Raw genomic sequence first — 23,669 nt, 5'->3', positions numbered from 1 at the left:
CGGACCAGGGGGACGCGGCGACGCGATGCATATCTCTTTCCTGCTGCACAACGCGTACGGCATCGGCGGCACGATCCGTACGACGTTCAACCTCGCCCGGACCCTGGCCGAGCGGCACGACGTCGAGATCGTGTCCGTCTTCCGCCACCGCGAGGAGCCGACGCTCGGCGCCCCCGCCGGCGTCACCATGAAGCACCTGGTCGACCTGCGCAAGAACAGCCCCACCTACGACGGCGCGCACCCCGACTACAAGAAGCCCGCCAAGGTCTTCCCGCGCGGCGACGGACGGTGGAAGCAGTACAGCCGCCTCACCGACGACCGGATCGCCGCCCACCTGAGGAACCTTCAGGCCGACGTCGTCGTCGGCACCCGCCCGGGCCTCAACGTCCACATCGCCCGCCAGGCCCGCCGCGGCCCCGTCCGCGTCGGGCAGGAGCACCTGACGCTGGACAGCCACGGCTACCGGCTGCGCCGCGAGATCGGCCACCGCTACGCCCTGCTCGACGCGATCACGACCGTCACCGAGGCCGACGCCCGCTCGTACCGCGCCAAGCTCGAACTGCCCGGCGTACGCATCGACTCCGTGCCCAACAGCGTGCCCGCCCCGACCGTCCCGCCCGCCGACACGGCCGCCAAGTGGGTCGTCGCGGCCGGCCGGCTGACCCGGGTGAAGCGCTACGACCTGCTGGTCGAGGCCTTCGCGAAGGTGGTCGCCGCCCGTCCGGACTGGCGGCTGCGGATCTACGGCTCCGGCGACGCGACCGGCAACGAGAGGAACGCGCTGCGCTCCCTCATCGAGGCGCGGGGGCTGCACAACCACGTCTTCCTGATGGGCACGGCCAACCCACTGGAGCCCGAGTGGGTCAAGGGCTCCATCGCGGCCGTCACCTCCCGCCTCGAATCCTTCGGCATGACGATCGTGGAGGCGATGCGCTGCGGCCTGCCGGTGGTGTCCACCGACTGCCCGCACGGGCCGGGCGAGATCATCGAGGACGGCGTCGACGGACGGCTGGTGCCGGTCGGCGACGTGGACGCGATCGCGGACGCGCTGCTCGCCCTCATCCAGGACGACGACCTCAGGCGCCGCACCGGACAGGCCGCGCTCGCGGCGTCGCAGCGCTTCGACCCGGTACGGATCGCCGAACGCCACGAGGCGCTGTTCACCGAGCTCGTCGCACAGGGGGCGAACGGCCGCTCGCGCGGCCGGGTGCGTGACGCGCTGCACCGCACGCGCGGGGCGGTCCTGGACGCCGCGTACTCCGTGCGCTACAAGGCCGCCGATGTGCTCCGGAAGGGAAAGCCCGCATGAGCGACGCCACGACCCCGGCCCCCGCGCACGGCGCGCCGCCGCGTGCGGACTGCCTCGCGGACTCCGCCGGGGGCATCACCTTCGACCTGGCGGTCGTCGACACGGCCGAACCGGTGCTGGTACTGCGACGGCGCGGTGGCTCCGGCGGCCCCTCCGACGAGACCCGGCTGCCGCTCACCCCGGCGAGCGAGGGCCATGTGCGGGCGGCGCTGCCGAGCACCATGGAGCTCCCCGAGGGCCGCTGGGACGTGTACCTCGACGAGCGGGCGGTCGAGCCCGGCATCCGGGACCTGCGGGCGCTCGTCGACCGGGTCCCCGACGAGGAGGGCGGGGTCGCCGTGCGCGTGCCCTACCCGACGGCGGACGGCCGGCTCGCCGTGCGCAGCTGGGTGCGCCGGCCGCACGCAGAGGCCGGTGACCTGGTCTTCGGCGAGGGTGTCTGCACCGTCGAAGGGACGCTGTACGGGGCGGGGGCCGGTGCCGGCGCGGTGGCCGAGGCACGGCTGGGCGGGACGGTCCACCGGATGCCGGCCGAGTGCGAGAAGGGGACGTTCTCCTTCACCGTCGCCTACGACGCGCTCGCCGAGCCGCCGGTCGGGGCGGAGCAACTGTGGGAGCTGTGGCTGCGGCCCAGCGAGGAGGCGGAGCCGGTGCGGGTCTCCCGCGTCCTGGACGACGTCTGGGACCGGAAGAACGTCTTCGTCTACCCGGTGCACCAGGGCGAGGGCTACAAGGCGGCGCCCTGCTACACGACCGACAACGACCTCTGCGTGAGGATCACCCCGTAGCCATTGCGGACCGTAGCTGTCCGCAACCGATGGCAGACTCGCCCCATGTTGGAGACCTCGGCACGACTGCTGCGCCTGCTGTCCCTGCTCCAGGCGCACCGCGAATGGTCCGGCGCCGACCTCGCCCAGCGGCTCGGCGTCACCCCGCGCACGGTACGGCGTGACGTCGACCGGCTGCGCGAGCTCGGCTACCCCGTCAACGCCAGCCCCGGCACGGGCGGCGGCTACCAGCTCGGCGCGGGAGCCGCGCTGCCTCCCCTGCTCCTGGACGACGACGAGGCCGTCGCGGTCGCCGTGGGGCTGCGCACCGCGGCGGGCAGCGGCATCGACGGCGTGGGCGAGACGTCGGTGGGCGCGCTGGCCAAGCTGGAGCAGGTGCTGCCCGACCGGCTGCGGCGCCGCGTCAGCGCGCTGACCACCTTCACGGTGCCGATGCTGCGCGCGGCCGAGTCGCGGGTCGACCCGTCGGTGCTCACCGAGCTCGCGACCGCCTGCCGGGACGGCGAGCGGCTGCGCTTCGAGTACCGGGATCACAACGGCTCGGCCACCCGCCGCACGGTCGAGCCGCACCGCCTGGTGTGCACCGAGCGCCGCTGGTACCTGGTCGCCTGGGACGTGGACCGCTCCGACTGGCGGACGTTCCGGGCGGACCGGATCGACCCCAGGCCACCGCACGGTCCGCGTTTCCCGCCCCGTACGCCGCCCGCGGAGGACCTGGCGGCGTACGTCTCCGAGGGCGTGGCCAGCAGGGTGTACGCGGCGAAGGCGGTCATCCGGCTCCACGTCCCGGTCACCGAGGCCGCGCGGGTGGTGGGCCCGATGGACGGCATCCTGGAGGCCGAGGGGGAGTCGACGTGTCTGCTGCGCACGGGCGCCACCAGTCTCGACGTCCTGGTGATCCACGTGGCGCTCATGGGGCTGGAGTTCGAGGTGGTCGAGCCGCGTGAGCTGGACGACCACCTCAGGGCGATCCGTGACCGCTTCACCCGGGCGCTGGACCGGTCCGCGCGGCCCGGTCCGCGCGGGGGGAATTCTGCGGGGAAGGCGTGAATGCGCTGTGGCGTTCCTATTGTCGTGACGATATGCCGAAGCGTTTTTCCCGGGCCTCGGGAATTCCCCCGTACGGCGGTGTGGGCAGAGGTTGACGCCCCTCTGGAATTCCGGCGGTAACACCCCTCGGAGCGACGCGGGAAGGCCCCGCGAGTGAAGAGGGCCTTACTGAACACATGTCGTGATCCTGTGACACAAGCGTGACCGCCGAGGTACGTGAGGATGGTGGGGTGATGTGCCCGGTCCGCCTTCCGTCACCCGGCGCAGCACCCTACGGTGAATGCCATGGCACCGATTCCGAGCTCCCCCGAACAGCCCGACGACAGCCCCGAGTCCTACGTCGGCCTCGGCGAACGCGACGCGGAGCAGCTCGCCCGCGCCCGTGGCTGGACCACGGTGCGGTCGCTGCCGCCCGGCTCGATCATCACGCTGGAGTACGTGGCGGGCCGGATCAATTTCGAGGTCGACAACGCCACCGTCACGCGCTGCTGGGTCGGCTGACCCCCGCACCGCCCCGTACGGACGAAGAGGGCCCCGGCTTCACCAAGCCGGGGCCCTCCCTGTGTGCCTGCGTCGTCAGCCGCCCGTGACGGGCCGTGAACGCGGCGGCCGGCGGCTGCCCGCGGGTGTGACGGGTGTCCGCTCCGAACGCACCACCGCGTGCGGCCGCGGCTGTGTGAGCGTGGTCCTGACCGCCGCGGTACGGCCGACGCCGCCCGCCGTGGAGACCGGCTCGCGCACCGGCTCGTCGTCCGCCCCGCCCGGCCGCTGCTGGTACATCGCCGGCCGGGGTCCGCCCGCCGCGACGGGAAGCGACGGCGCCTGGCGGCGACGCGCCCGCAGCTGCTCCCGCACGGCGAAGACCATCGCCTCGGCGCGGGCGATCAGCGGCTCGCACCAGGGCAGTCCGAGCAGGATCAGCAGACCGGCGGCCCAGCCGAGCAGCACATCGCTCAGCCAGTGCGTACCGAGGTAGACGGTGGTCAGGCCGACGCCCAGGGCGACCACGGCGGACAGGGCCGACAGGTAGCGCCTGGCCCGGGGCGTGGTGGCGAGATACGCGAGAATGCCCCAGGTCACCACCGCGTTGGCGGTGTGTCCGGAAGGAAATATATCGCCGCCCGCGAACATCTCGGCCGAGCCGATCTGCGTCGCGTAGTGGGGGCCGAGCCGGCCCAGACCGAGTTTGACCGCGCCCACCGTGACATTGAGCAGCAGCAGCGCGGCGCCCAGCGCCAGCAGCGGGCGGAGCGTGTGCTGCCGCCAGGAACGCCAGCCGAGCCAGGCCGCCACCATCACGGCCGTCGGGCCGCGCTGGCCCAGCACCACGAAGTAGTCCAGCGTCGCGTGCAGCTCCGGCCACTGCTGATACGGCCGGAAGAGCATGACCTTCCAGTCGAGGGTCACCAGCCACGACGAGACGAGCACGGCCACCACGATGGCGAGGTAGAACGCCGACGTCCCGCCGAAGAGGGCGAGACGGGTGCGGCTCATCCGCGGGATCTCAATCTTCGGCGGTTCCGGCTCCCGGTCCAGACGGGCAAAGATGTCGGTACGCACCCAATCGACGTTACAGGGAGTGAGTGTCGGCCCACGCCCATCCGCTCTCTTCGTGATGACGATGTGATGTGGACTGTGTCTCAGTCGACTGTTTATTCCTTGCTTATCCATAAACCTCGGGGGCCGGGGGCCCTATTGCCGCAGGGCCACTGGGGAAGCGGGTTTGTGTGCCGGGGGAAAAGGCCGCGGGCGGCCGTGGACCGGAATTGCCCTCCGCTCCGCCGCCGGTCCTCGCCCTCTGGTACGCGGCCCGACGCGGTCGCTGCCGGGCGGGCCGGAGTGGCGTACGCCACAGTCGCGCGTCTGCCCCCGTGAGAGGTGGGCCACGCGCCACCGGCCCGGACTCGCGTACGCTGGCGGCTCACTCGCCCGTCGATGCCGGGCCCCCCGGAAGTCGTCCCCCTCCGGCCGGTGCCCACCGAGCGCGAGGGTTCATCTGTGGTCTGTGGGAGGTACGTACATGTCCGTGACGACCACGGCCGGAGCACGGCTGCGTGCCACCGGCGGCGGTGCCAACCGCTGGGTCGTCCTCGTCGTCCTCTGCGTCAGCCTGCTGCTGGTCGCGCTCGACGCCACCGTCCTCCACGTCGCCGTCCCCGCCGTCACCGAGGACCTGCGCCCCAGCTCCACGGCGCTGCTGTGGATCGTCGACGCCTACCCGCTGGTCTGCGCCTCGCTGCTGATCCTCTTCGGCACGCTCGGCGACCGGGTCGGACGCCGCCGGGTACTTCTGGCCGGGTACGGACTGTTCGGCGTGGCCTCCGCGGTCGCGGCCTTCGCCGAGACGCCCGCCGTGCTGATCGCGGCCCGCGCGCTGCTCGGCATCGGCGGCGCGATGATCATGCCCGCCACCCTGTCGATCCTCCGTGCCGTCTTCCCCGACCGGCGCGAGCGCGCCACCGCGATCGGCATCTGGACGGCCGTCGCGGCCGTCGGCGCCGCCACCGGGCCCGTCCTCGGGGGCTTCCTGGTCGAGCACTTCTGGTGGGGCTCGGTCTTCCTCATAAACATCCCGCTGATGGCGCTGATCCTGCCCCTCGGCCGCTGGCTGCTGCCCGAGTCCAAGGGCAGCGGGAACGGCCCCTGGGACGTGCTCGGCGCACTCATGGCGGCGGCCGGTGTGCTGGGCGTGGTCCTCGGCGTCAAGCGGGCCGGCGCCGGAGGCTCCGTCCTGGGTGCGGAGACGGCCGGACCCCTGCTGCTCGGCGCGGCCCTGCTGGTCCTGTTCGTACGGCGGCAGAAGCGCCGCGCCCACCCGCTGATCGACATGCGGATGTTCGCCCGGGCCGCCTTCACCACCTCCGTCGGCTGCATCGTCCTCGCCATGCTCGCGCTGGTCGGCCTGGAGCTGATCGCCGTCCAGTACCTCCAGCTGGTGCTGGGGCTGACCCCGCTGGAGACCGGACTGCGGCTGCTGCCGCTCACCTTCGCCGCCATGGCCGCGGGCGCCACCGGCTCGTACACACTGCGGCGTGTCGGCCCGCGCCGGATGGTCGGCTGGGGCTTCGTCCTCACCGCCGGAGCCGTCCTGCTGCTGGTCCTGATGGGCCAGCACGACCGGCCGCTGCTGCTCACCGTCGGTTTCGTGCTGCTCGGCTTCGGGCTCCAGACCACGCTGTTCGGAGCGTACGAGTCGATGCTGAGCGAGGCCCCGGCGCACAGCGCGGGCGGGGCCGCCGCGATCGGCGAGACGTCCTACCAGCTGGGCGCCGGCATGGGGATCGCCCTGCTCGGCAGCGTCATGAACGCCGCGTACGGGCCCGGCCTCGCCCATGTCCCGGGGGTCCCCGCGCCCGCCGGTTCGGCCGCCGCCAACTCGCTGGGGGAGGCCTACCAGGTCGCGGCCCAGTTGGGCGGCCCGGCGGGCGAGGCGCTGCGCACGGCGGCGCGGCACGCGTTCGTGCACGGCCTGCACGTCACGCTGGCCGTCAGCGCGGGACTCCTGCTGCTCGGCGCGCTGATGGCCCTGCGGCTGCCGCGCGTGATGGAGTGCCAGCCGGACATCGACGCCCGCCTGGGCGCCGCCGACTCCTGGCCGGAAGGGGAGTGCGCCACCGGAGCGGACGCGGTGCCGCCGGCCCGGGTGCCCGCCCGGCGCGAACCGGCGGAGCCCGCCAGGTCGGGACGCACCACGCGGTGAGCGCGGGTGCCCCGCCGGTGGGGCACACTGCCGGGTGTGGCGCCCGTCTCCGGGTCTGGACGCGCGGTGGAGCCGCGTCGTAACGTCGGCGGCGCAGCGTAACTAACACCGCTAGTTTTAGTGTCGCCCCGTGCCGCTCGGAGGTCCTCGTCCATGTCCGCACCCGCGAAGCTCCCGCCCTTCGACCCCGCCGACCCCCTCGGCATCGACGACCTCCTCGACCCCGAGGACCTCGCCGTACGCGACACCGTGCGCACCTGGGCCGCCGACCGGGTCCTGCCGCACATCGCCGAGTGGTACGAGAAGGGCGAACTGCCGGGCATCCGGGAGCTCGCCCGCGAGCTCGGCTCGATCGGCGCGCTCGGCATGTCCCTGGAGGGGTACGGCTGCGCGGGTGCGAGCGCCGTCCAGTACGGGCTGGCCTGCCTGGAGCTGGAGGCCGCCGACTCCGGCATCCGCTCCCTGGTCTCCGTGCAGGGCTCGCTCGCCATGTACGCGATCCACAGGTTCGGTTCCGAGGAACAGAAGCAGCGCTGGCTGCCGTCCATGGCGGCGGGCGAGACCATCGGCTGTTTCGGCCTGACCGAGCCGGACATCGGCTCGGACCCGGCCGCGATGCGCACGTACGCCAAGAAGGACGGCACCGACTGGGTCCTCAACGGCCGCAAGATGTGGATCACCAACGGCTCGGTCGCCGGGGTCGCCGTCGTGTGGGCGCAGACGGACGACGGCATCCGCGGCTTCGCCGTCCCGACCGGCACCCCCGGCTTCTCGGCGCCGGAGATCAAGCACAAGTGGTCGCTGCGCGCCAGCGTCACCAGTGAGCTCGTCATGGACGACGTACGGCTGCCGGCCGATGCCGCGCTGCCGGGCGTCACCGGGCTCAAGGGGCCGCTGAGCTGCCTGAGCCACGCGCGCTACGGCATCGTCTGGGGAGCCATGGGCGCCGCGCGCTCCTCGTTCGAGGCGGCGCTGGAGTACGCGAAGACGCGCGAGCAGTTCGGCAGGCCAATCGGCGGCTTCCAGCTCACCCAGGCGAAACTCGCCGACATGGCGCTGGAGCTGCACAAGGGCATCCTGCTCGCCCACCACCTCGGGCGACGGCTCGACGCCGGAAAGCTCCGCCCCGAGCAGGTCAGCTTCGGCAAGCTGAACAACGTGCGGGAGGCCATCGAGATCTGCCGCACCTCGCGGACGATCCTCGGCGCCAACGGGATCTCACTGGAGTACCCCGTCATGCGGCACGCCACCAACCTGGAGTCGGTGCTCACCTACGAGGGCACCGTGGAGATGCACCAGCTCGTGCTGGGCAAGGCGCTCACCGGCCTCGACGCGTTCCGGTGAACGGCCTCGCCCATCAGCTCTGGTTGAAGAAGCCGTCCTGGGTGTGAGTCCCGGGCTCGCCGTTGACGATCTGCGTGTCCGCGGGTGTCAGCAGGAAGACCCGGGTCGCCACCCGCTCGATCGAGCCGCGCAGCCCGAAGGTCAGGCCGGCCGCGAAGTCGACCACGCGCTTGGCGTCGGCGGGCTCCATGGACGTGAGGTTCATGATGACCGGGACGCCGTCCCGGAAGAGCTCGCCGATGCTCCGGGCGTCCCGGAACCCGTCGGGGGACACCGTGGCGATCCGGCGGCCCTCCTCCTGGGCGGTCTCGGAGGCGACGCGCACCCGCGGGTCGGTCACCCAGGCGTCGCTGCTGCGGTCACCCTCGGCGTACTCGTCGTCGTAGTAGCGCTCGTCGTTGTCCTCGACGAGGCCGAGCCATGCACTCGCCTTGCGCACCGATCCCATGGACGCCTCCTTTCACGCGGTCACTTGTGGTTCCGCTATCCCTATGGTCGTCCATCATGCGGATCGCGCGCCAAGTGGACAGTCACCGCGCGAGCGATTCGTGACGGTACTGGTGCAGAAGATGTGGCGATTCGTCAAGGTTCCCCGGGCGTAAGGGCCCTGAGAAGGGGCCTGCGTAACTCAAATATGAAATTCCCGCCGTACGGGTGAGCGTGCGGACGTACGGGTGAACGAGCCGGGCCCGGTACGATGCCCGCCGCGAGTTCGCGCCAGTCACGGGGGAGCACCATGTTCGGAATTGTCAGGCCCTGCACACATCGGCTCACCGATGGGCTGAAAACAGAGTGGATGGCCCATCTGTGCGGGCTCTGCCTGGCACTTCGGGCCGACCACGGACAGTTCGCCCGGATCGCCACCAACTACGACGGCCTGATCGTCTCGGTCCTGACGGAGGCTCAGACCGAACGCACCGGCGGCGAGCGGCGCACCGCGGGCCCCTGCCCGCTGCGCGCCATGCGGACCGCGCCCGTCGCCCGGGGCGAGGGAGCCCGGCTCGCGGCCGCCGTCTCGCTGGTCCTGGCCTCGGCGAAGGTACGGGACCATGTCGCCGACCGGGACGGGTTGCTGGCCCGCCGTCCGATGGCCGCCGCCGCGCGCCGCGTGGCCCTCGGCTGGGACCGTGCGGGCGCCCGGGCGGGACGCGAGCTGGGCTTCGACACGGCCGTCCTGGTCGACGCGGTCGACCGGCAGACCGGCATCGAGGCGCTGGCCGGGCCGGGCACGCCCCTGCTGCACGTCACCGAGCCGACCGAGACGGCGACCGCCGCGGCCTTCGCGCACACCGCGATCCTGGCCGGCAAGCCGCAGAACGTGGCGCCGCTCGCCGAGGCGGGGCGGCTCTTCGGGCGCCTGGCCCACCTGCTGGACGCCGTGGAGGACCGCGAGGCCGACGCCGTGTCGGGTGCCTGGAACCCGCTCACCGCGACCGGGACCCCGCTCGCCGAGGCACGCCGGCTGGCGGACGACGCACTGCACGGGATACGGCTCGCGCTGCGGGACGCGCAGTTCGTGGACGACAAGCTGCTGCACGTGCTGCTCGCACACGAGCTGCGGCAGTCGGTGGACCGGGCGTTCGGCACGACGACCTGCTCGCACCAGGGGTACGGCGGCGGCGCCCCGCACCAGGGCGGCGGCCACGGCCCGTACGGCGGGCAGAACCCGTACGGCGGGCAGAACCCGTACGGCGGGCAGAACCCGTACGGCGGTCAGAACCCGTACGGCGGTCAGAACCCCTACGGCGGTCAGCCGGGCGGTCCGTCGAACCCCTACGGCGGCGAGCCGGGCGGTCACCCCGGCGGCCCCGGCGGTCACGGTGGCGGTTCGGGCGGTTACGGGGGCCACGGAGGCTCCGGAGGCTCCGGCGGCGGGATGCCGCCCGGCTTCGGCGGGCCCGGCGGTGAGCCCTCCCGGCCCAAGCCCCGCGGCCTCCTGGCCGGCTGCGCCGCCTTCACCTGGCTGTTCTGCACGTGCCAGATCTGCTGCGCCAAGGAGTACGAGGGTCCCTGGTCCCGGAAGAAGCGCGAGGGCTGCTGCCGCGACTGCGACTGCAACCCGGGCGGCTGCGACTGCTGCTGCCCCTGCGACGGCTGCTGACGCACCGTAAGGCGACCGCCTGAAGGTTCCCCGGAGTCCGTCCGGGGAGCCCCCAGGCCCTCCGGCCACCCGGAAAGGCGAGTTCCGGCCGTCCCGGGAACGTGGCGCGAAGACGGCGGCCGGGTGCTCCTCGGAGCCACCCCCGCCGACGGCGTCACCGTCGACGGCACGCTCCTGACCGGCGACGTCCGGCTGACCGCCGGTCATGCGCCGGTCCCCGCCCGCCGGTCGCGGCGGGGGAGCGGCGCGGTGGTCGCCCCGCGCCGCGAAGGGATCCGGGCGGTACGTGACTTCGACCTCGGAGCACCGGCGCGCCGCGCGGCCTCTCGGGCGAGCCGGTGTTCCGGCTCCGGGGCTCCCCGTACAGCCTCCAGGTGGTCAGCGTCCCGGTCCCCGTCCCCGAAGGCGGGAGCGGAACGCGGTGAGCCGTCGATACGTCACAGGGACGGACCCCGGCGACGGTCAGGAGCCGCCGGGCGTTTTGCCGCGCCCGCGACCGCTCGGCCGAAACACGCCCTTGCGGCAGCCGGTTGGGCCCGCGAATACTCCCGAAGCAGCGCTTGTCAGGGGCACACCGTGTCCGAAAACCGAACACCCTCCCTGACTGCGCCTCACGGGCCCGGCACCCCCACGGCGGGCCCCCGATTCCCCTCGGGAGGAACGAGAAGTGAGGATCAAGCGCACCACCCCCCGCAGTGGCATAGCCAGACGAACCCGTCTGCTCGCCGTCTCCACCGGTCTCGCCGCCGCCGCCACCCTCGCGGTCCCCGCCGCGAACGCCGAGTCGCCCCGGTCCTTCAGCGCCGCCCAGCTGTCCGCCGCCGGCTCGGCCGTCCTCAAGGCCGACGTACCGGGCACCGCCTGGCACGTCGACCCGGCGACCGACAAGCTGGTCGTCACCGTCGACTCGACCGTCTCCCCGGCCGAGATCGCCAAGATCAAGCGCCAGGCCGGGGCCAACGCCGACGCCCTGAAGATCGAGCGCACCCCCGGAAAGTTCACCAAGCTCATCTCCGGCGGCGACGCCGTCTACGCCAGCAGCTGGCGCTGCTCGCTCGGCTTCAACGTCCGCGACAGCGCGGGCACCACGTACTTCCTCACCGCCGGTCACTGCACCGACGGCGCGGGCACCTGGTACGCCAATTCCGGCCGGACCACCGTCCTCGGTCCGACCACCGGCTCCAGCTTCCCGAACAACGACTACGGGATCGTCCGCTACTCCAACAGCTCCATCGCCAAGCCCGGCACCGTCGGCAACGTCGACATCACCAGCGCCGCCAACGCCACCGTCGGCATGTCCGTCACCCGCCGCGGCTCCACCACCGGCACCCACAGCGGTTCGGTCACCGGCCTGAACGCCACCGTGAACTACGGCGGCGGAGACATCGTGTACGGCATGATCCGGACGAACGTGTGCGCCGAGCCCGGCGACAGCGGCGGCCCGCTCTACTCCGGCAGCCGCGCCATCGGTCTCACCTCCGGCGGCAGCGGCAACTGCTCCTCCGGCGGCACCACCTTCTTCCAGCCGGTCACCGAGGCCCTGAACGCCTACCGCGTCAGCGTCTACTGACCGCACCGCCCAGCGCCACGGGCCCCCGGCCGGAATTCCGGCCGGGGGCTCGACGCCCTGCCCGGAAGCGCCCACATTTGAGAGGATGTGACGGCGCTCGGGCGCAGGGCGACTTCGGAGAGCGGGGGCGGATGAGGCGCATCGGAGTGACCGGCCACAGGGACATCCCCGACGAGCTCGACGCCCATGTGCGTGCCGCGGTCCGCGCCGCCATCCATACCGCGCTCCGGGATCACGAGGGTCCGCTCGAGGCGCTGTCCAGCCTGGCGGCCGGGGCGGACCAGCTCTTCGCCGACATCGCCCTCGACTGCGGCGCCGAGCTGACCGTCGTCATCCCCAGCGGGGACTACGAGGACGGCTTCACCGATCCCGACGAGCTGGCCCGCTACCAGGCCTTCCGCAAGCGCGCCACCCGAGAGGTCCGGATGGACTACCCCCGCTCCACCGACGAGGCGTACTTCGCGGCCGGTACCTACATCGCCGACCACTGCGACCGGCTGATCGCCGTATGGGACGGCCGCCCCGCCCGCGGGCTGGGCGGCACCGGCGACATCGTCCGCTACGCCCGCGCCCGAGGGAAGCCGGTGACCGTCGTCTGGCGCACCGGCGTCGAACGCCCCTGACGGGTCAGCGCCGGTGCTGCACCAGCCAGTCGGTGTGCTGGGGGGAGACGATGCGCTCGGTCTCGTACACCGCCGCCGCCCACCGGTCCTCGCCGATCACCGTCTCCATGGCGGTGTGCATCGCCGCCAGGTCCTCCTCCACCAGGGAGTGCGCCGCGATGAGCGGCTGGTGGCGGCGGATCTCGCTCCAGGCCACGCACGCCGCCGCCGCGGCGGACAGCAGCGCGGCCAGTACGGCCGAGTCGCCGACCGAGAAGGTCCGCAACACGCCCAGGAACAGTGCGAGGACGGTGAGCACGGAGATGGTCGCCGACCACAGCGCGGTCGCCCGGCGCGACACCACCGTCTTCCTGTGGTACCAGTTCCGCTGCTCGATCAGGCGGTCTCTGACGTACGTCTCCTTGCGCACCCGGAAGGGTTTGTCGCGCAGCATCCGCATGGCCGGGGTGATGAGCTCCGCCCGGTCATCGGCCGGCGCCGAGGCGCGGGGGTCGGCCCAGCCGACTTTCCGCAGCTCCCCGAGTCCCTCTTCCAGCCGGGACAGGAACTCCCCGTCGGGGTCGGGAAAATCGGCGTCGAAGGGAGCGCCGTGGACGGCGTACCGCCAGGACATCGACTTGATGAACTCGGCGGCGGAACGGTTCAGTTGCCAATGCGATTTCGCTCGGCGCCTGGAGGCGCGATACGTGGCCAGGAGCACGCCCGCGTACGCCAACGCACTGAGCGCGCCCGCAGGTTGGAACGTATCGCCGATGCGCCAGCCGGCCGGTGCCGCCGCCAGACAGGCGCCCAGGACGAGCAGCCACAGCTGTAAGCGGGTGTCCTGCACCGCGTCGCGCTGGCGGGCGATGGCGATCTCGTCCGCCCGGTGGAACAGCACGGGCAGATCTGCGTTTCGGAAGACCATGCTCTGCAGTGGGCCCTGAAACCCGGTCATGCGCACCCCCGTCTGCGGTTTTGTCTTCACTCTTTCGATGGAATGGCTCGTTCCGGGTCGGTCGGGGAATACTGGCGCAACGCTTTTGTTTCAACCCCTTGCGCTGATTTGCTGTGGGTGGGCATGAGAGTAAAGTCGTGCCGCCGACACTGCAACGGTGCGGTTATCCCCAACCGACCCACTCCCCTAGGACGGCCGTCGTGAGCTTTCAGACCTCAGTAACCTTCGCGGTCGCGAAGAAGAACCGTGTGCCTCTCGCCGAGATCGACGTGCGAGGTGCGGCAGCCGCCAAGAAGCTCAGCCGCGTTCTGCCCTCGGTGACCGACCGTACCGAGCGCGTCTCGACGTTCAACTCCGCGCTCTAAACTGGCGGAATGACTGGACCCCTGGTCCCATTCCGCGAGATCGTTCTGAAGGTCCACAGCAGGTGTGATCTTGCGTGTGACCACTGCTATATCTACGAACACGCTGATCAGAGCTGGCGTACCCGCCCCAAGGCAATCTCTGACCAGGCCATTTCCTGGACAGCTCTGCGACTGGCCGAGCATGCCAAGAAACATGCCCTGCCCTCCGTGTCAGTGATCCTGCACGGAGGGGAGCCTCTGCTGGCAGGGCCCGCGCGCCTCCGGCGCGTCTGCGAGGAACTGACCACCACCCTCGCCCCGGTCACCGACCTGGACCTGCGGATCCACACCAACGGCCTCCAGCTCAGCCCCCGCTACCTCGATCTGTTCGACGAGTACGGCGTGAAGGTGGGCATCTCCCTCGACGGCGACAGGACGGCCAACGACCGCCACCGCCGGTTCGCCGACGGCCGCAGCAGCCACCCCCTCGTACTGAAGGCCGTCGACCTCCTGCACCAGGAGCGCTACCGCCACCTCGACCTCGGCCTGCTGTGCACCATCGACGTGGCCAACGACCCGGTCGCCGTGTACGACGCGCTCACCGCGCTCGCGCCCCCGCGCATCGACTTCCTGCTGCCGCACGCCACCTGGGAACAGCCCCCGCCGCGCCCGGACGGCTCGCCCACCGCGTACGCCGAGTGGCTCCTCACCGTCTTCGACCGGTGGAACGACCGGGGCAGGCCCGTCCCCGTACGGCTCTTCGAGTCCGTGCTGTCCACCCTGAACGGCGGCCCCAGCCTCACCGAGTCCCTGGGCCTCGCCCCCACCGACCTGGTGGTCGTCGAGACCGACGGCACCCTCGAACAGGTCGACTCGCTCAAGAGCGCCTACGAAGGCGCCGCCGCCACCGGGTTCGACGTCTACCGGCACTCCTTCGACGACGTCGCCGCCCACCCCGGCGTCCGGGTCCGCCAGCTCGGCCTCGACGGCGTCAGCGAGACCTGCCGGCAATGCCCCGTCGTCCGCTCCTGCGGCGGCGGCCTCTACACCCACCGCTACCGGGCCGACAGCCACTTCGACAACCCGTCCGTCTACTGCGCCGACCTCGAAGCGCTCGTCCGGGGAATCGAGGACCGGACCGCGGCCGCCACCGCGGCGCCCGCCGTGACGGACACCGGCACGCTCGTCGCCGAACAGCACGACCTGACCCGTGTCCTCCTCGCCGAACTCCACAGCGAGCTCGACGGGCGCGGCGGCGAGGGGTGGGCCGAGGCCTGGGAGCTGGCCGGCGCCGTCGAAGGGTGCTCCGACGGGCTCGACGAGGTGCTCGCCCACCCCTACACGCGCACCTGGCTGCTCGACTGCCTGGACGCCCTGCGCGAAGGGCGCCCCGGGGCGACCGGCCCGGCGGAGGAGCTCGCCCGGTACGTGGCCGCCGCCGCCGTACGTGGTCGGGTCGACGTCCCGGTCCGGATCGCCCACCGGGGCGGCGCGCTGCACCTGCCGACGCTCGGCACGGTCGACGCCGCCGGTCCGGTGGAGGTGCGGCCGGCTGGCGACGGGTTCCTGGTGCGGGCGGCCGGGGGCGCGGAGCTGCGCGTGGCACGGCTCGGGGAGGAGGGCCCCGGATGGCGGCCGGTGCGGCGGGGGACGCACGGCGCGGCGCTCGACGACCTCGACCCGTACCGGGACCGTTTCGCGGTGCCCGCCGCCGGCCGGCTCACGCCTGGTGAGGCCGCCGAGTGGGACGGGCGGCTGGAGAGCGCCTGGGCGCTGCTCAGGAACGTGGCACCGGAAGCGGCCGAGGAGGCCGCCGCGTGCCTGACCACCCTGACACCGGTCACCGGGTCGGAACCGTCCGTGGGGCGGCACGGGTACGGGGCGCTCGGCCTGCCGCTCGGCGGTGACGAACACGAACTGGCGCGGGCCCTCCTGCGCGGTTTCCGGCGGGCCAAGCTGCGGGCGCTGCTCGACGTCGCGGACCTCTACGCGCTGGACGGCGCCTGGACCCACCCCGCGCCCTGGCAGGACGCGCCGGTGCCAGTCTCCGTCCTGCTCGCCGGGGCGTACGAGCGGGCCGGTCTCGCGGCGTACGAGGAAGGGTGTGCCGATCATGTCGAAAGGGCGCTCGACCTGCTGGAAAACGCCGCCGAACTCACCGTGAGCGGCAAACTCCTGGTCGCGGGAGTACGCAAGGAACTGTGCCGATCAAGGGAACGGTCCGTCATGCTGTCGCGGGGATGACCGAAAAGCGGCGTTGAATGACTGAACGTCGTGGGGGTGGAGCAAAGCCTGCTCCGGAATGATTAATCAGCTCGTATCCTTCTCATCCCGGATGCGAGTGATCACAGAGGACGGGGGTCGTGTGCAGGCGTCACCGCAAGCGCGAGCGGCGAACCATCGGCCGTACTTCTTCCTGAGTTATGCGCACACGCCGAGGTACGGAGCCGGTGGCCCCGATCCCGACATGTGGGTGGAGCGGCTCTTCCGCGATCTGTGCGGCCATGTGATGGCCATGACGGATCTCCCCGCCGGAGCCCCCGCGGGGTTCATGGACCGGGAGATACGATCCGGCGAGGGCTGGTCGGAAAGGCTGGGAGAAGTCCTGGCCACCTGCCGGGTCTTCGTCCCCCTCTTCTCGCCCCGCTACTTCGCCAGCGAGATGTGCGGCAAGGAGTGGTACGCCTTCGCCACCCGGGCGATCTACCACCACGCCAAACACAACAAACCCGCCGAAGCGATCGTGCCCGCCCTGTGGGTACCGGTCCCGCCCGAGCAACTCCCCGGCCCCGCCGAACGGTTGCAGTTCAACCACCGCGACTTCGGCGACCGGTACGTCACCGACGGGCTCTACGGTCTGATCAAGCTCCGGATATTCGCCGAGGAGTACGAACGGGCCGTCTACGAACTCGCCAAACGCATCGTCTCCGTCGCCGACACCGCGGCCATCAGCCCCGGCAGACCGGTCGACTACCGCGCCGCACCCAGCGCCTTCGGCGCCCCCGGCCGCGGCCCGAGGCCCCTCCAGGTCACCGTCGCCGCCCCCACCCGCCACGAACTGCCCGAGGGCCGCGACCCCGAGTACTACGGCGACATGCCGCAGGACTGGAACCCGTACCACCCCGACGCCGCCCGGCCGCTCGCCTACGTCACCGAGGACCTGGTCCGCTCGCTCAACTACCAGGCGACCGTCACCTCGTTCGACCACGACGCCGGCCCGCCCGACGCCAAGCAGCCCCCCAGCCGCCCCGAGATCCTGCTCCTCGACCGCTGGGCCCTGAAGGACGACGAGCGCCGCGAACGGCTCGCCGCCTTCGACGCGGAACACCGCCCCTGGGTGAGCGTCGTCGTCCCCCGCAACCAGATGGACCACCAGACCAGGGCCGCCGACGCGGAGCTGAACCGGACACTCGAAGAGACCATGCCCATCAAGATGGGCCAGGGCCGCGCCGCGAGCCGCGCCGCCGCCAGAGGCGTACCGAGCATGGAGGCGTTCGGCCAGATCCTGCCCCAGGTGGTGGAAGCGGCCGCCCAGCAGTACCTGCGGCACGCCGCCGTCTACCCGCCCGCGGGCGGCCGGCACACCGAGCGGCCCCGGCTGCGCGGCCCGATGGCCAACGAACTGGGCACCACGCACTTCATTCCCGAGACGCACGAGATCGCGCCCGATGCGGAGGACCTGGATGACAGCCAGTCGTGACGGACGCATCGTCACCTTCTACTCCTACAAGGGTGGTACGGGACGGACGATGGCCCTGGCCAACACGGCCTGGATTCTCGCCGCGAACGGCAAACGGGTCCTGGCCGTCGACTGGGACCTGGAGGCACCCGGCCTGCACCGCTTCTTCCACCCCTTCCTCGACCCGTCCACCCTCGGCGCCACCACCGGCGTCATCGACCTGATCACCGAGTACGCCTGGGCCGCCACCAGTCCTGTCCAGCGACCCGACGACTGGCACCGCGACTACGCGCGCATCCAGCCGCACGCCGTCTCCCTCACTCCCGAGGCGCTCGGCTGGGAGTTCCCCGACGGCGGCACCCTCGACTTCGTCTCCGCCGGCAAGCAGAACCGCGAGTACTCCGCGACCGTCTCCACCTTCGACTGGGACAACTTCTACGACCGGCTCGGCGGCGGGCACTTCTTCGACGCGCTGCGCGACGACATGAAGGCCAACTACGACTACGTCCTCATCGACAGCCGCACCGGCCTCAGCGACATCGCCGACATCTGTACGGTCCACCTGCCCGACGCGCTCGTCGACTGCTTCACCCTCAGCGACCAGTCCATGGACGGCGCCGCCGCCGTCGCCCGCCAGATCGACGAACGGTACGGAGGCCGGGGCATCCGGATCTTCCCCGTACCGATGCGCATCGACGAGGGCGAGAAGGAGAAGGCCGACGCCGGCCGGGCCCTCGCACGGCTGAAGTTCGACGGCTTCCCCAGCGGAATGACCGGCGAGGAACTCGCTGCCTACTGGGGGGCCGTGGAGATCCCGTACCGGCCCTACTACGCGTACGAGGAGACCCTCGCGACCTTCGGCGACGACGCCGGGATCGCCAACTCGCTGCTGTCGGCCTTCGAACGGCTGACCGCCGTCGTCACCGACGGCGAGGTCACCGCCATGCCGACGGTGAACGAGGAGGTGCGGCTGCGGATCCGCGACGCCTTCACCCGGCGCCGCCCCGCCCTGCCCGCCGACCTGTTCCTGTCGTACGTCGCCGAGAACCGCATGTGGGCCGACTGGATCGAGTCCGTCCTCACCCGCGCCGGCTTCCGCGTCGTCCCGCGCGACGTCTCCGCCGACCCGGCGACCACCGGCGGCGACGCCCTGCACGCCGCCGAGAACGCCGCCCGCACGGTCGTCCTGCTGTCCAGCGCGTACCTGAAGTCGGCCCGCGCCGTGGAGGTGTGGGAGCGGGCCGCCGCCGAGGACCCGGGCGGCGGGCGGCGGCACCTGCTGCCGGTGCGCGTCGGAGACGTCCGGCTGACCACCCCGTACATCGACCGCAACCCCGTCGACCTGTTCCGGCTCGACGAGGTGAACGCCACGGCCGCGCTGCTGCGCGCCCTGGACCGGCCGGTCAAGCTCAACGAGGGCGTGCCGCCCGGGCCGCGCTTCCCCGGGACCGTACCGAAGATCTGGAACGCACCGCCCCGCAACCCCGGCTTCACCGGCCGGTCCATGGTCCTGGAGCGGATGCGCGACCAGCTCGGCGGCGGGATGGCCGTCGTCCTGCCCCAGCCGCAGACCCTGTACGGGCTCGGCGGCGTCGGCAAGACACAGGTCGCCCTGGAGTACGTCCACCGCTTCATGGCCGACTACGACCTGGTGTGGTGGATGTCCGCCGAGCAGACCGACGACGTGATCGCCGGGCTCGCCGAGCTCGCCGTCCGCCTCGGCGCGCAAGGAGGCGACGACATGGCCGCCGCCTCCCAGGAGGCCATCGACCTGCTGCGGCGCGGCGTGCCGACCAACCGCTGGCTCCTCGTCTTCGACAACGCCGACGACCCCGACGCGCTGAAGCGCTTCTTCCCCACCGGCGGGCACATCCTGGTCACCTCCAGGAACCAGACCTGGTCGCAGTACGGCGACGCGCTGCCGGTCGACGTGTTCCTGCGCGAGGAGTCCGTCGAGCACCTCCAGCGCCGCGCCAAGGGCCTGAGCGCGGAGGACGCCGACAAGGTCGCCGAGGCGGTCGGCGACCTGCCGCTCGCCGTCGAACAGGCGGCGGCCTGGATCGCGGAGACCGCCACCCCCGTCGCCGCCTACCTGGAACAGCTCCAGGAGGCCGCCGCGCGCACCCTGTCGCTCAACCAGCCGGCCGGCTACCCCGAGCCGGTCGCCGCCACCTGGAACGTCTCCATCGAACGGCTCAAGGAACGCTCACCGGCCGCCGTGCGGCTGCTCCAGCTGTGCGCGTTCTTCGCGCCCGAGCCGATCCACGCCAACCTCCTCTACAGCAAGGAGATGATCGAGGCACTCAAGCCGTACGACGCCTCCCTCCAGGAGAAGCTGGTGCTGGGCCGGGTGATCCGGGAGATCGGACGCTTCGCCCTGGCCAAGGTCGACCAGGTGTCCAACTCCATCCAGGTGCACCGGCTGGTGCAGGCCGTGATCCGGGCCCAGCTGTCCGAGGAGGAGCAGCGCGACGCCCGGCACGCCGTCCACCGGATCCTCGCCGGAGCGAGGCCGGACGACGACGAGCCCATCGACAACCCCGAGACCTGGCCCCGGTTCGCCACCATCTGGCCGCACCTGGGCACCTCGGAGGCCCGGTACTGCAAGGAGCCCGAGACCCGCCGGCTGCTCATCGACCGCGTCCGCTACCTCTGGAAGCGCGGCGACTGGCAGACCGCCGGCGCACTCGCCGAGGACCTGCGCGACGCCTGGCGCGAGATGCTCGGCAACGACGACCTCCAGTACCTCTACCTGCGCTTCCACCTCTCCAACATCCTCCGCTCCCAGGGGCGTTACGTGGAGGCCAGAGAGCTGGACGAGGTCACCCTGGAGCGGCAGCGCGCGGTCCTCGGCCGGTCCCACCCGCACACGTACATGACGACCTCCAGCCTCGCCATGGACCTCGGCGCGCTCGGCCAGTACGGCAGGGCGATGGAGCTGGCCACCGAGGCGCACGAGGGTTTCAGCCAGATCTTCCACGACTCCCACCCGCGCACCCTGGCCGCCGCGAACAACCTCGCGCTCAACCTCCGCATGGTCGGCCAGTACTCCCGGGCCCGCGAGATCGACCAGGAGGTCTTCGACCGGCGCACCGAAGTGCTCGGGCCCGAGCACCCGTACACCCTGTCCTCGGCCACCTCGCTCGCCCGTGACCTGCGCGAGGTCGGACGGTACGAGGACTCGGTGGCCCTGCTCTCGCGCACGTACGACAACTACAAGGAGACCCTCGGCCGGGCCTTCCCCGGCACCCTCGCCGCGGGCAAGAGCCTCGCCGTGTCCCTGCGGAGGGCGGGCAGGCTCGAGGACGCGCGGCGGCTCACCACGGCCACCCGCAACCGGTACCGCGCCAAGTACACCTACGCGCACCCCGACTCGCTGGCCTGCGACCTGAACCTCGCCGCCGACCTGTACGCGGCCGGGGAGCCGGTGGCGGCCCGCGACCTGGCGCAGGAGGTCGTCGACCAGTACCGGGAGGTGCCGGGGGAGCGGCACCCCTACACCCTGGCCGCCCTCAACAACCTGGGCATCTACCAGTGGGGCTGCGGTGCGCCGGAGACCGCCGAGCAGCTGCTCCAGGCCGCCCTCAGGGTCATGCGGGAGGTGCTGGGCGAACGGCACCCGCACGCCCTGTTCTGCGCCGTGAACATCGCCAACGCCAAGGCGGACCTGGGCGAACTGGACGAGGCGCTGCGGATCGAGCAGCGCACCGTGCGGGCGCTGCGCGAGGTCCTGGGCGGTCACCACCCGGAGGTGCTGGGCGTCGCCTCCAACCTGGCGGTCACACTCGGCGCGCTGGGCCGCAAGGACGAGGCGGCCCAGCTGCGCACGGAGACCGGTGACGAACTCGCCCGGCAACTGGGCGACGACCACGCGCTCACCCGGCTGGCGCGCGACGAGCGCCGGGTGCACCGGGACCTGGAGCCGCTCGCGGTGTGACGGCACCGGCGGGTGTCACGCGGTGTCCAGCAGCCAGGTCAGGACGCGGGGCAGGGCGTGCAGGGCGTCGAAGTGCGCGGCGGCCGGTTCCAGGACGGCCGTCGCGCCCGGGATGCGCTCGGCGAGCCAGCGCGAGTGGCCGACCGGTGAGAAGACGTCCTGCTCGCCGTGCCACAACAGCACCTCGCCCGGGATGTCGGCCGGGTCGAAGCCCCAGGGGCTGCAGAAGGCCAGCGCGTCGTCGATCCAGCCGTACGCGGAGGTACGCAGCGCCTCCTGGTAGTTGCGCAGCAGCATGGACCGCACACCCGCGTCCGAGACGACCATCCGGTCCGAGGCGGTCAGCTCCCGGCGCAGGTCGTCCAGGAGCCGGACCGGGTCCTTGCGGATCGCGTCGGCACGGGGGGTGAGGCGGGCGGCGACGCCCTCGGGGTCGAGGGTCGCGTGGGTGTACTCCGTGACGTTCGAGGCGGCCATGCCCTCGAACCAGTCCAGCCCGTCCGCGTCCCTGGGCGCCAGCGTCACCAGCGCGGCGGTCCGGGTCACCCGGTGCGGCAGCAGGGCCGCGCAGGCCAGCGCGTGCGGGGCGCCGCCGGAGCGGCCCACCACCGCGAACCGCTCCAGCGCGAGCGCGTCCGCGATGTCCGCCACGTCCGAGGCCACGTCGGCTACGCTGCGCCCCGCCAGACGGTCCGAACCGCCGTAGCCGGGGCGGTCGTACGCGATGAGTTGCATGCCGCGCTGGTAGAGCACCATGCCCCGCGGGGCCGGTCCCAGTCTGCTGCCGGGCGTGCCGTGCAGCAGGAAGACCGGACGGCCCTGCGGGTCCCCCAGACGTTCCACCATCAGATGCCGGCCGTCCGCCGCGCGCACCCGACGTCGCAAGCCCCCCGCCTCCTTCACCGTGTCCGTCGATGATTACCCATCAGGGTGCCTGTGCGGGGTGCCTTTGTCGCCTGTCGGGACATGGCGGGTATTCGCAAACGGAACCGGCCGGCCGTGACGGGAGTAGTGGGAGCGGCGGGGGCGCGGAGTGAAGGTCGCGTGCGCGTCCTGAAGTCGGCCTTGTGTGCTACCGGTTGGTATCGCGATAGTGGGCTGACCATCCTCCGTGTCAGGGCGCCCCCACGTGCCCGGACGCGGCCCCCCACAGGAGAGGTCGACGTTGTGAAGCACCGACGCATACCCAAAAGGCGTGCGGCGATCGCCGGTGGAGCCGTTGTCGCTCTGCTCGGAGCGGGAGTCACCTTCCAGACTGCGAACGCCAGCGAGGAAGCGCCCCGGTTCACCGTGAAGACCCTGTCGGCGCCCGCGGCGGGAACCCTCGCCGCGACGCTCGACACGGCACTCGGCGGCGACGCGGCAGGCTCGTACTACGACGCCAAGTCCAGGGCCCTGGTGGTCAACGTGGTGGACGAGGCGGCGGCCGAGTCCGTGCGCGAGGCCGGCGGCAGGGCGAGACTGGTCGAACACACGCTGGCCGAGCTGACGGGCGCCCGGCAGACGCTGAAGAGCCGGGCGACCATACCCGGCACGTCCTGGGCCGTCGACCCGGTGAGCAACAAGGTCGTCGTCACGGCCGACCGCACGGTCAAGGGCGCCTCCTGGGAGAAGCTCAACCAGGTCGTGAAGGGGCTCGGTTCCAAGGCCGAACTGAAGCGCACCGCCGGGGAGTTCAGGCCCTTCCTCGCGGGCGGTGACGCCATCCACTCCGGCGGCGGGCGCTGCTCGCTCGGGTTCAACGTGGTCAAGGACGGCGCGCCGCACTTCATCACGGCCGGTCACTGCGGCGAGTCGGGCAGCGAGTGGTCGGACTCCCAGGGCGGGGCGGCGCTCGGCACCATGGTCGACTCGCAGTTCCCCGGCAACGACTTCGCGCTGGTCAAGTACGCCGGTGACACCGCGCACCCGAGCGAGGTGAACCTCTACAACGGCGGTACGCAGGCGATCACCAAGGCGGCCGACGCGACCGTCGGCATGAAGGTGACCCGCAGCGGCTCGACCACCCAGGTCCACGAGGGCGAGGTCACCGGCCTGAACGCCACCGTGAACTACGGCAGCGGGCAGGTCGTCGAAGGGCTCATCCAGACCAACGTCTGCGCCGAGCCCGGCGACAGCGGCGGCTCGCTCTTCTCGGGCGACGCCGCGGTGGGCCTGACCTCGGGCGGCAGCGGTGACTGCTCCTCGGGCGGTGAGACGTTCTTCCAGCCGGTCACGGAGGCACTCAGCACCTTCGGAGCGCAGATCGGCTGACGTACGGACACACGAGTACGGGCCCCGGCCCGCC

The 23,669-nt window shown here is 72.0% G+C and carries 18 protein-coding genes; 14 read left to right on the top strand and 4 right to left on the bottom strand.

What is annotated here, in order from left to right:
- Positions 1-25: 25 nt before the first annotated feature.
- From ACZ6C1_RS25235 to ACZ6C1_RS25220, 4 genes are all read left to right on the top strand, one after another.
- Positions 26-1,309: a glycosyltransferase family 4 protein gene (locus ACZ6C1_RS25235; protein WP_469243424.1), complete on the top strand. Its 1,284-nt coding sequence runs from the start codon at positions 26-28 to the stop codon at positions 1,307-1,309.
- Complete coding sequence (locus ACZ6C1_RS25230; RefSeq protein WP_469243422.1) at positions 1,306-2,097, top strand: hypothetical protein; 792 nt, start codon at positions 1,306-1,308, stop codon at positions 2,095-2,097. The genes ACZ6C1_RS25235 and ACZ6C1_RS25230 overlap by 4 nt, the downstream gene beginning before the upstream one ends.
- 45 nt (positions 2,098-2,142) lie before the next feature.
- A complete protein-coding gene (locus tag ACZ6C1_RS25225) occupies positions 2,143-3,147 on the top strand; it encodes a helix-turn-helix transcriptional regulator (protein WP_469243420.1) in 1,005 nt (334 codons plus the stop codon).
- 285 nt (positions 3,148-3,432) lie between these two features.
- Positions 3,433-3,648, top strand: coding sequence for an I78 family peptidase inhibitor (locus tag ACZ6C1_RS25220; protein WP_469243418.1), 216 nt, complete (start codon positions 3,433-3,435; stop codon positions 3,646-3,648).
- Positions 3,649-3,723: 75 nt separating this feature from the next.
- Here ACZ6C1_RS25220 and ACZ6C1_RS25215 read toward each other — a convergent pair whose 3' ends face one another.
- Positions 3,724-4,707 carry a phosphatase PAP2 family protein gene (locus tag ACZ6C1_RS25215; RefSeq protein ID WP_469243416.1) on the bottom strand — a complete coding sequence of 328 codons (984 nt, stop codon included), beginning with the start codon at positions 4,705-4,707 and terminating at the stop codon, positions 3,724-3,726.
- Positions 4,708-5,167: 460 nt separating this feature from the next.
- Between ACZ6C1_RS25215 and ACZ6C1_RS25210 the strand changes: the two genes are divergently transcribed.
- Both ACZ6C1_RS25210 and ACZ6C1_RS25205 read left to right on the top strand, forming a co-directional pair.
- A complete protein-coding gene (locus tag ACZ6C1_RS25210) occupies positions 5,168-6,847 on the top strand; it encodes an MFS transporter (protein ID WP_469243414.1) in 1,680 nt (559 codons plus the stop codon).
- A gap of 153 nt (positions 6,848-7,000) precedes the next feature.
- On the top strand, positions 7,001-8,191 hold the full coding sequence (locus ACZ6C1_RS25205; protein ID WP_469243412.1) for an acyl-CoA dehydrogenase family protein: 1,191 nt from the start codon (positions 7,001-7,003) through the stop codon (positions 8,189-8,191).
- 13 nt (positions 8,192-8,204) lie between these two features.
- Here the strand turns inward: ACZ6C1_RS25205 and ACZ6C1_RS25200 are convergent, their stop codons facing one another.
- Positions 8,205-8,639, bottom strand: coding sequence for a cell division protein SepF (locus tag ACZ6C1_RS25200; RefSeq protein WP_469243410.1), 435 nt, complete (start codon positions 8,637-8,639; stop codon positions 8,205-8,207).
- A gap of 288 nt (positions 8,640-8,927) precedes the next feature.
- On the opposite strand from ACZ6C1_RS25200, the gene ACZ6C1_RS25195 reads away from it, so the two are divergent.
- From ACZ6C1_RS25195 to ACZ6C1_RS25185, 3 genes are all read left to right on the top strand, one after another.
- Positions 8,928-10,292 (top strand): DUF5685 family protein, encoded by a 1,365-nt coding sequence (locus ACZ6C1_RS25195; protein WP_469243408.1) that lies wholly within the window; start codon positions 8,928-8,930, stop codon positions 10,290-10,292.
- A 667-nt stretch (positions 10,293-10,959) separates the two neighbouring features.
- Positions 10,960-11,862, top strand: a complete 903-nt coding sequence (locus tag ACZ6C1_RS25190) for a S1 family peptidase (RefSeq protein ID WP_469243406.1) — start codon at positions 10,960-10,962, stop codon at positions 11,860-11,862.
- A 131-nt stretch (positions 11,863-11,993) separates the two neighbouring features.
- Complete coding sequence (locus ACZ6C1_RS25185; RefSeq protein WP_469243404.1) at positions 11,994-12,485, top strand: hypothetical protein; 492 nt, start codon at positions 11,994-11,996, stop codon at positions 12,483-12,485.
- 4 nt (positions 12,486-12,489) lie between these two features.
- On the opposite strand, the gene ACZ6C1_RS25180 is transcribed toward ACZ6C1_RS25185, so the two are convergent.
- Positions 12,490-13,392, bottom strand: a complete 903-nt coding sequence (locus ACZ6C1_RS25180; RefSeq protein ID WP_469243402.1) for a DUF4231 domain-containing protein — start codon at positions 13,390-13,392, stop codon at positions 12,490-12,492.
- A 230-nt stretch (positions 13,393-13,622) separates the two neighbouring features.
- Between ACZ6C1_RS25180 and fxsA the strand changes: the two genes are divergently transcribed.
- The 4 genes from fxsA to fxsT all read left to right on the top strand — a co-directional run bounded on the left by fxsA (position 13,623) and on the right by fxsT (position 21,382).
- Positions 13,623-13,787 carry an FxSxx-COOH cyclophane-containing RiPP peptide gene (fxsA, locus tag ACZ6C1_RS25175; RefSeq protein ID WP_366131532.1) on the top strand — a complete coding sequence of 55 codons (165 nt, stop codon included), beginning with the start codon at positions 13,623-13,625 and terminating at the stop codon, positions 13,785-13,787.
- Positions 13,788-13,796: 9 nt separating this feature from the next.
- A complete protein-coding gene (gene fxsBH / locus ACZ6C1_RS25170) occupies positions 13,797-16,010 on the top strand; it encodes a radical SAM/SPASM protein FxsBH, inactivated beta-hydroxylase extension form (RefSeq protein ID WP_469243400.1) in 2,214 nt (737 codons plus the stop codon).
- Between the two features lie 91 nt (positions 16,011-16,101).
- On the top strand, positions 16,102-17,466 hold the full coding sequence (locus tag ACZ6C1_RS25165; protein WP_469243399.1) for a TIR-like protein FxsC: 1,365 nt from the start codon (positions 16,102-16,104) through the stop codon (positions 17,464-17,466).
- Entirely contained in the window at positions 17,450-21,382 is a 3,933-nt protein-coding gene (gene fxsT, locus ACZ6C1_RS25160; RefSeq protein ID WP_469243397.1) for an FxSxx-COOH system tetratricopeptide repeat protein, read from the top strand. Before ACZ6C1_RS25165 ends, fxsT begins: the two co-directional genes overlap by 17 nt.
- Positions 21,383-21,397: 15 nt before the next feature.
- Here the strand turns inward: fxsT and ACZ6C1_RS25155 are convergent, their stop codons facing one another.
- Positions 21,398-22,267 carry an alpha/beta fold hydrolase gene (locus ACZ6C1_RS25155; RefSeq protein ID WP_469243395.1) on the bottom strand — a complete coding sequence of 290 codons (870 nt, stop codon included), beginning with the start codon at positions 22,265-22,267 and terminating at the stop codon, positions 21,398-21,400.
- 282 nt (positions 22,268-22,549) lie between these two features.
- On the opposite strand from ACZ6C1_RS25155, the gene ACZ6C1_RS25150 reads away from it, so the two are divergent.
- Positions 22,550-23,635 (top strand): S1 family peptidase, encoded by a 1,086-nt coding sequence (locus tag ACZ6C1_RS25150; RefSeq protein WP_469243394.1) that lies wholly within the window; start codon positions 22,550-22,552, stop codon positions 23,633-23,635.
- The last annotated feature ends 34 nt before the right edge of the window (positions 23,636-23,669 follow it).

The organism is Streptomyces sp. NPDC041796 (genome assembly GCF_055590785.1).
Note: the sequence above shows the minus strand (reverse complement) of the source record. Positions and strands in the feature narration are given on the sequence as shown.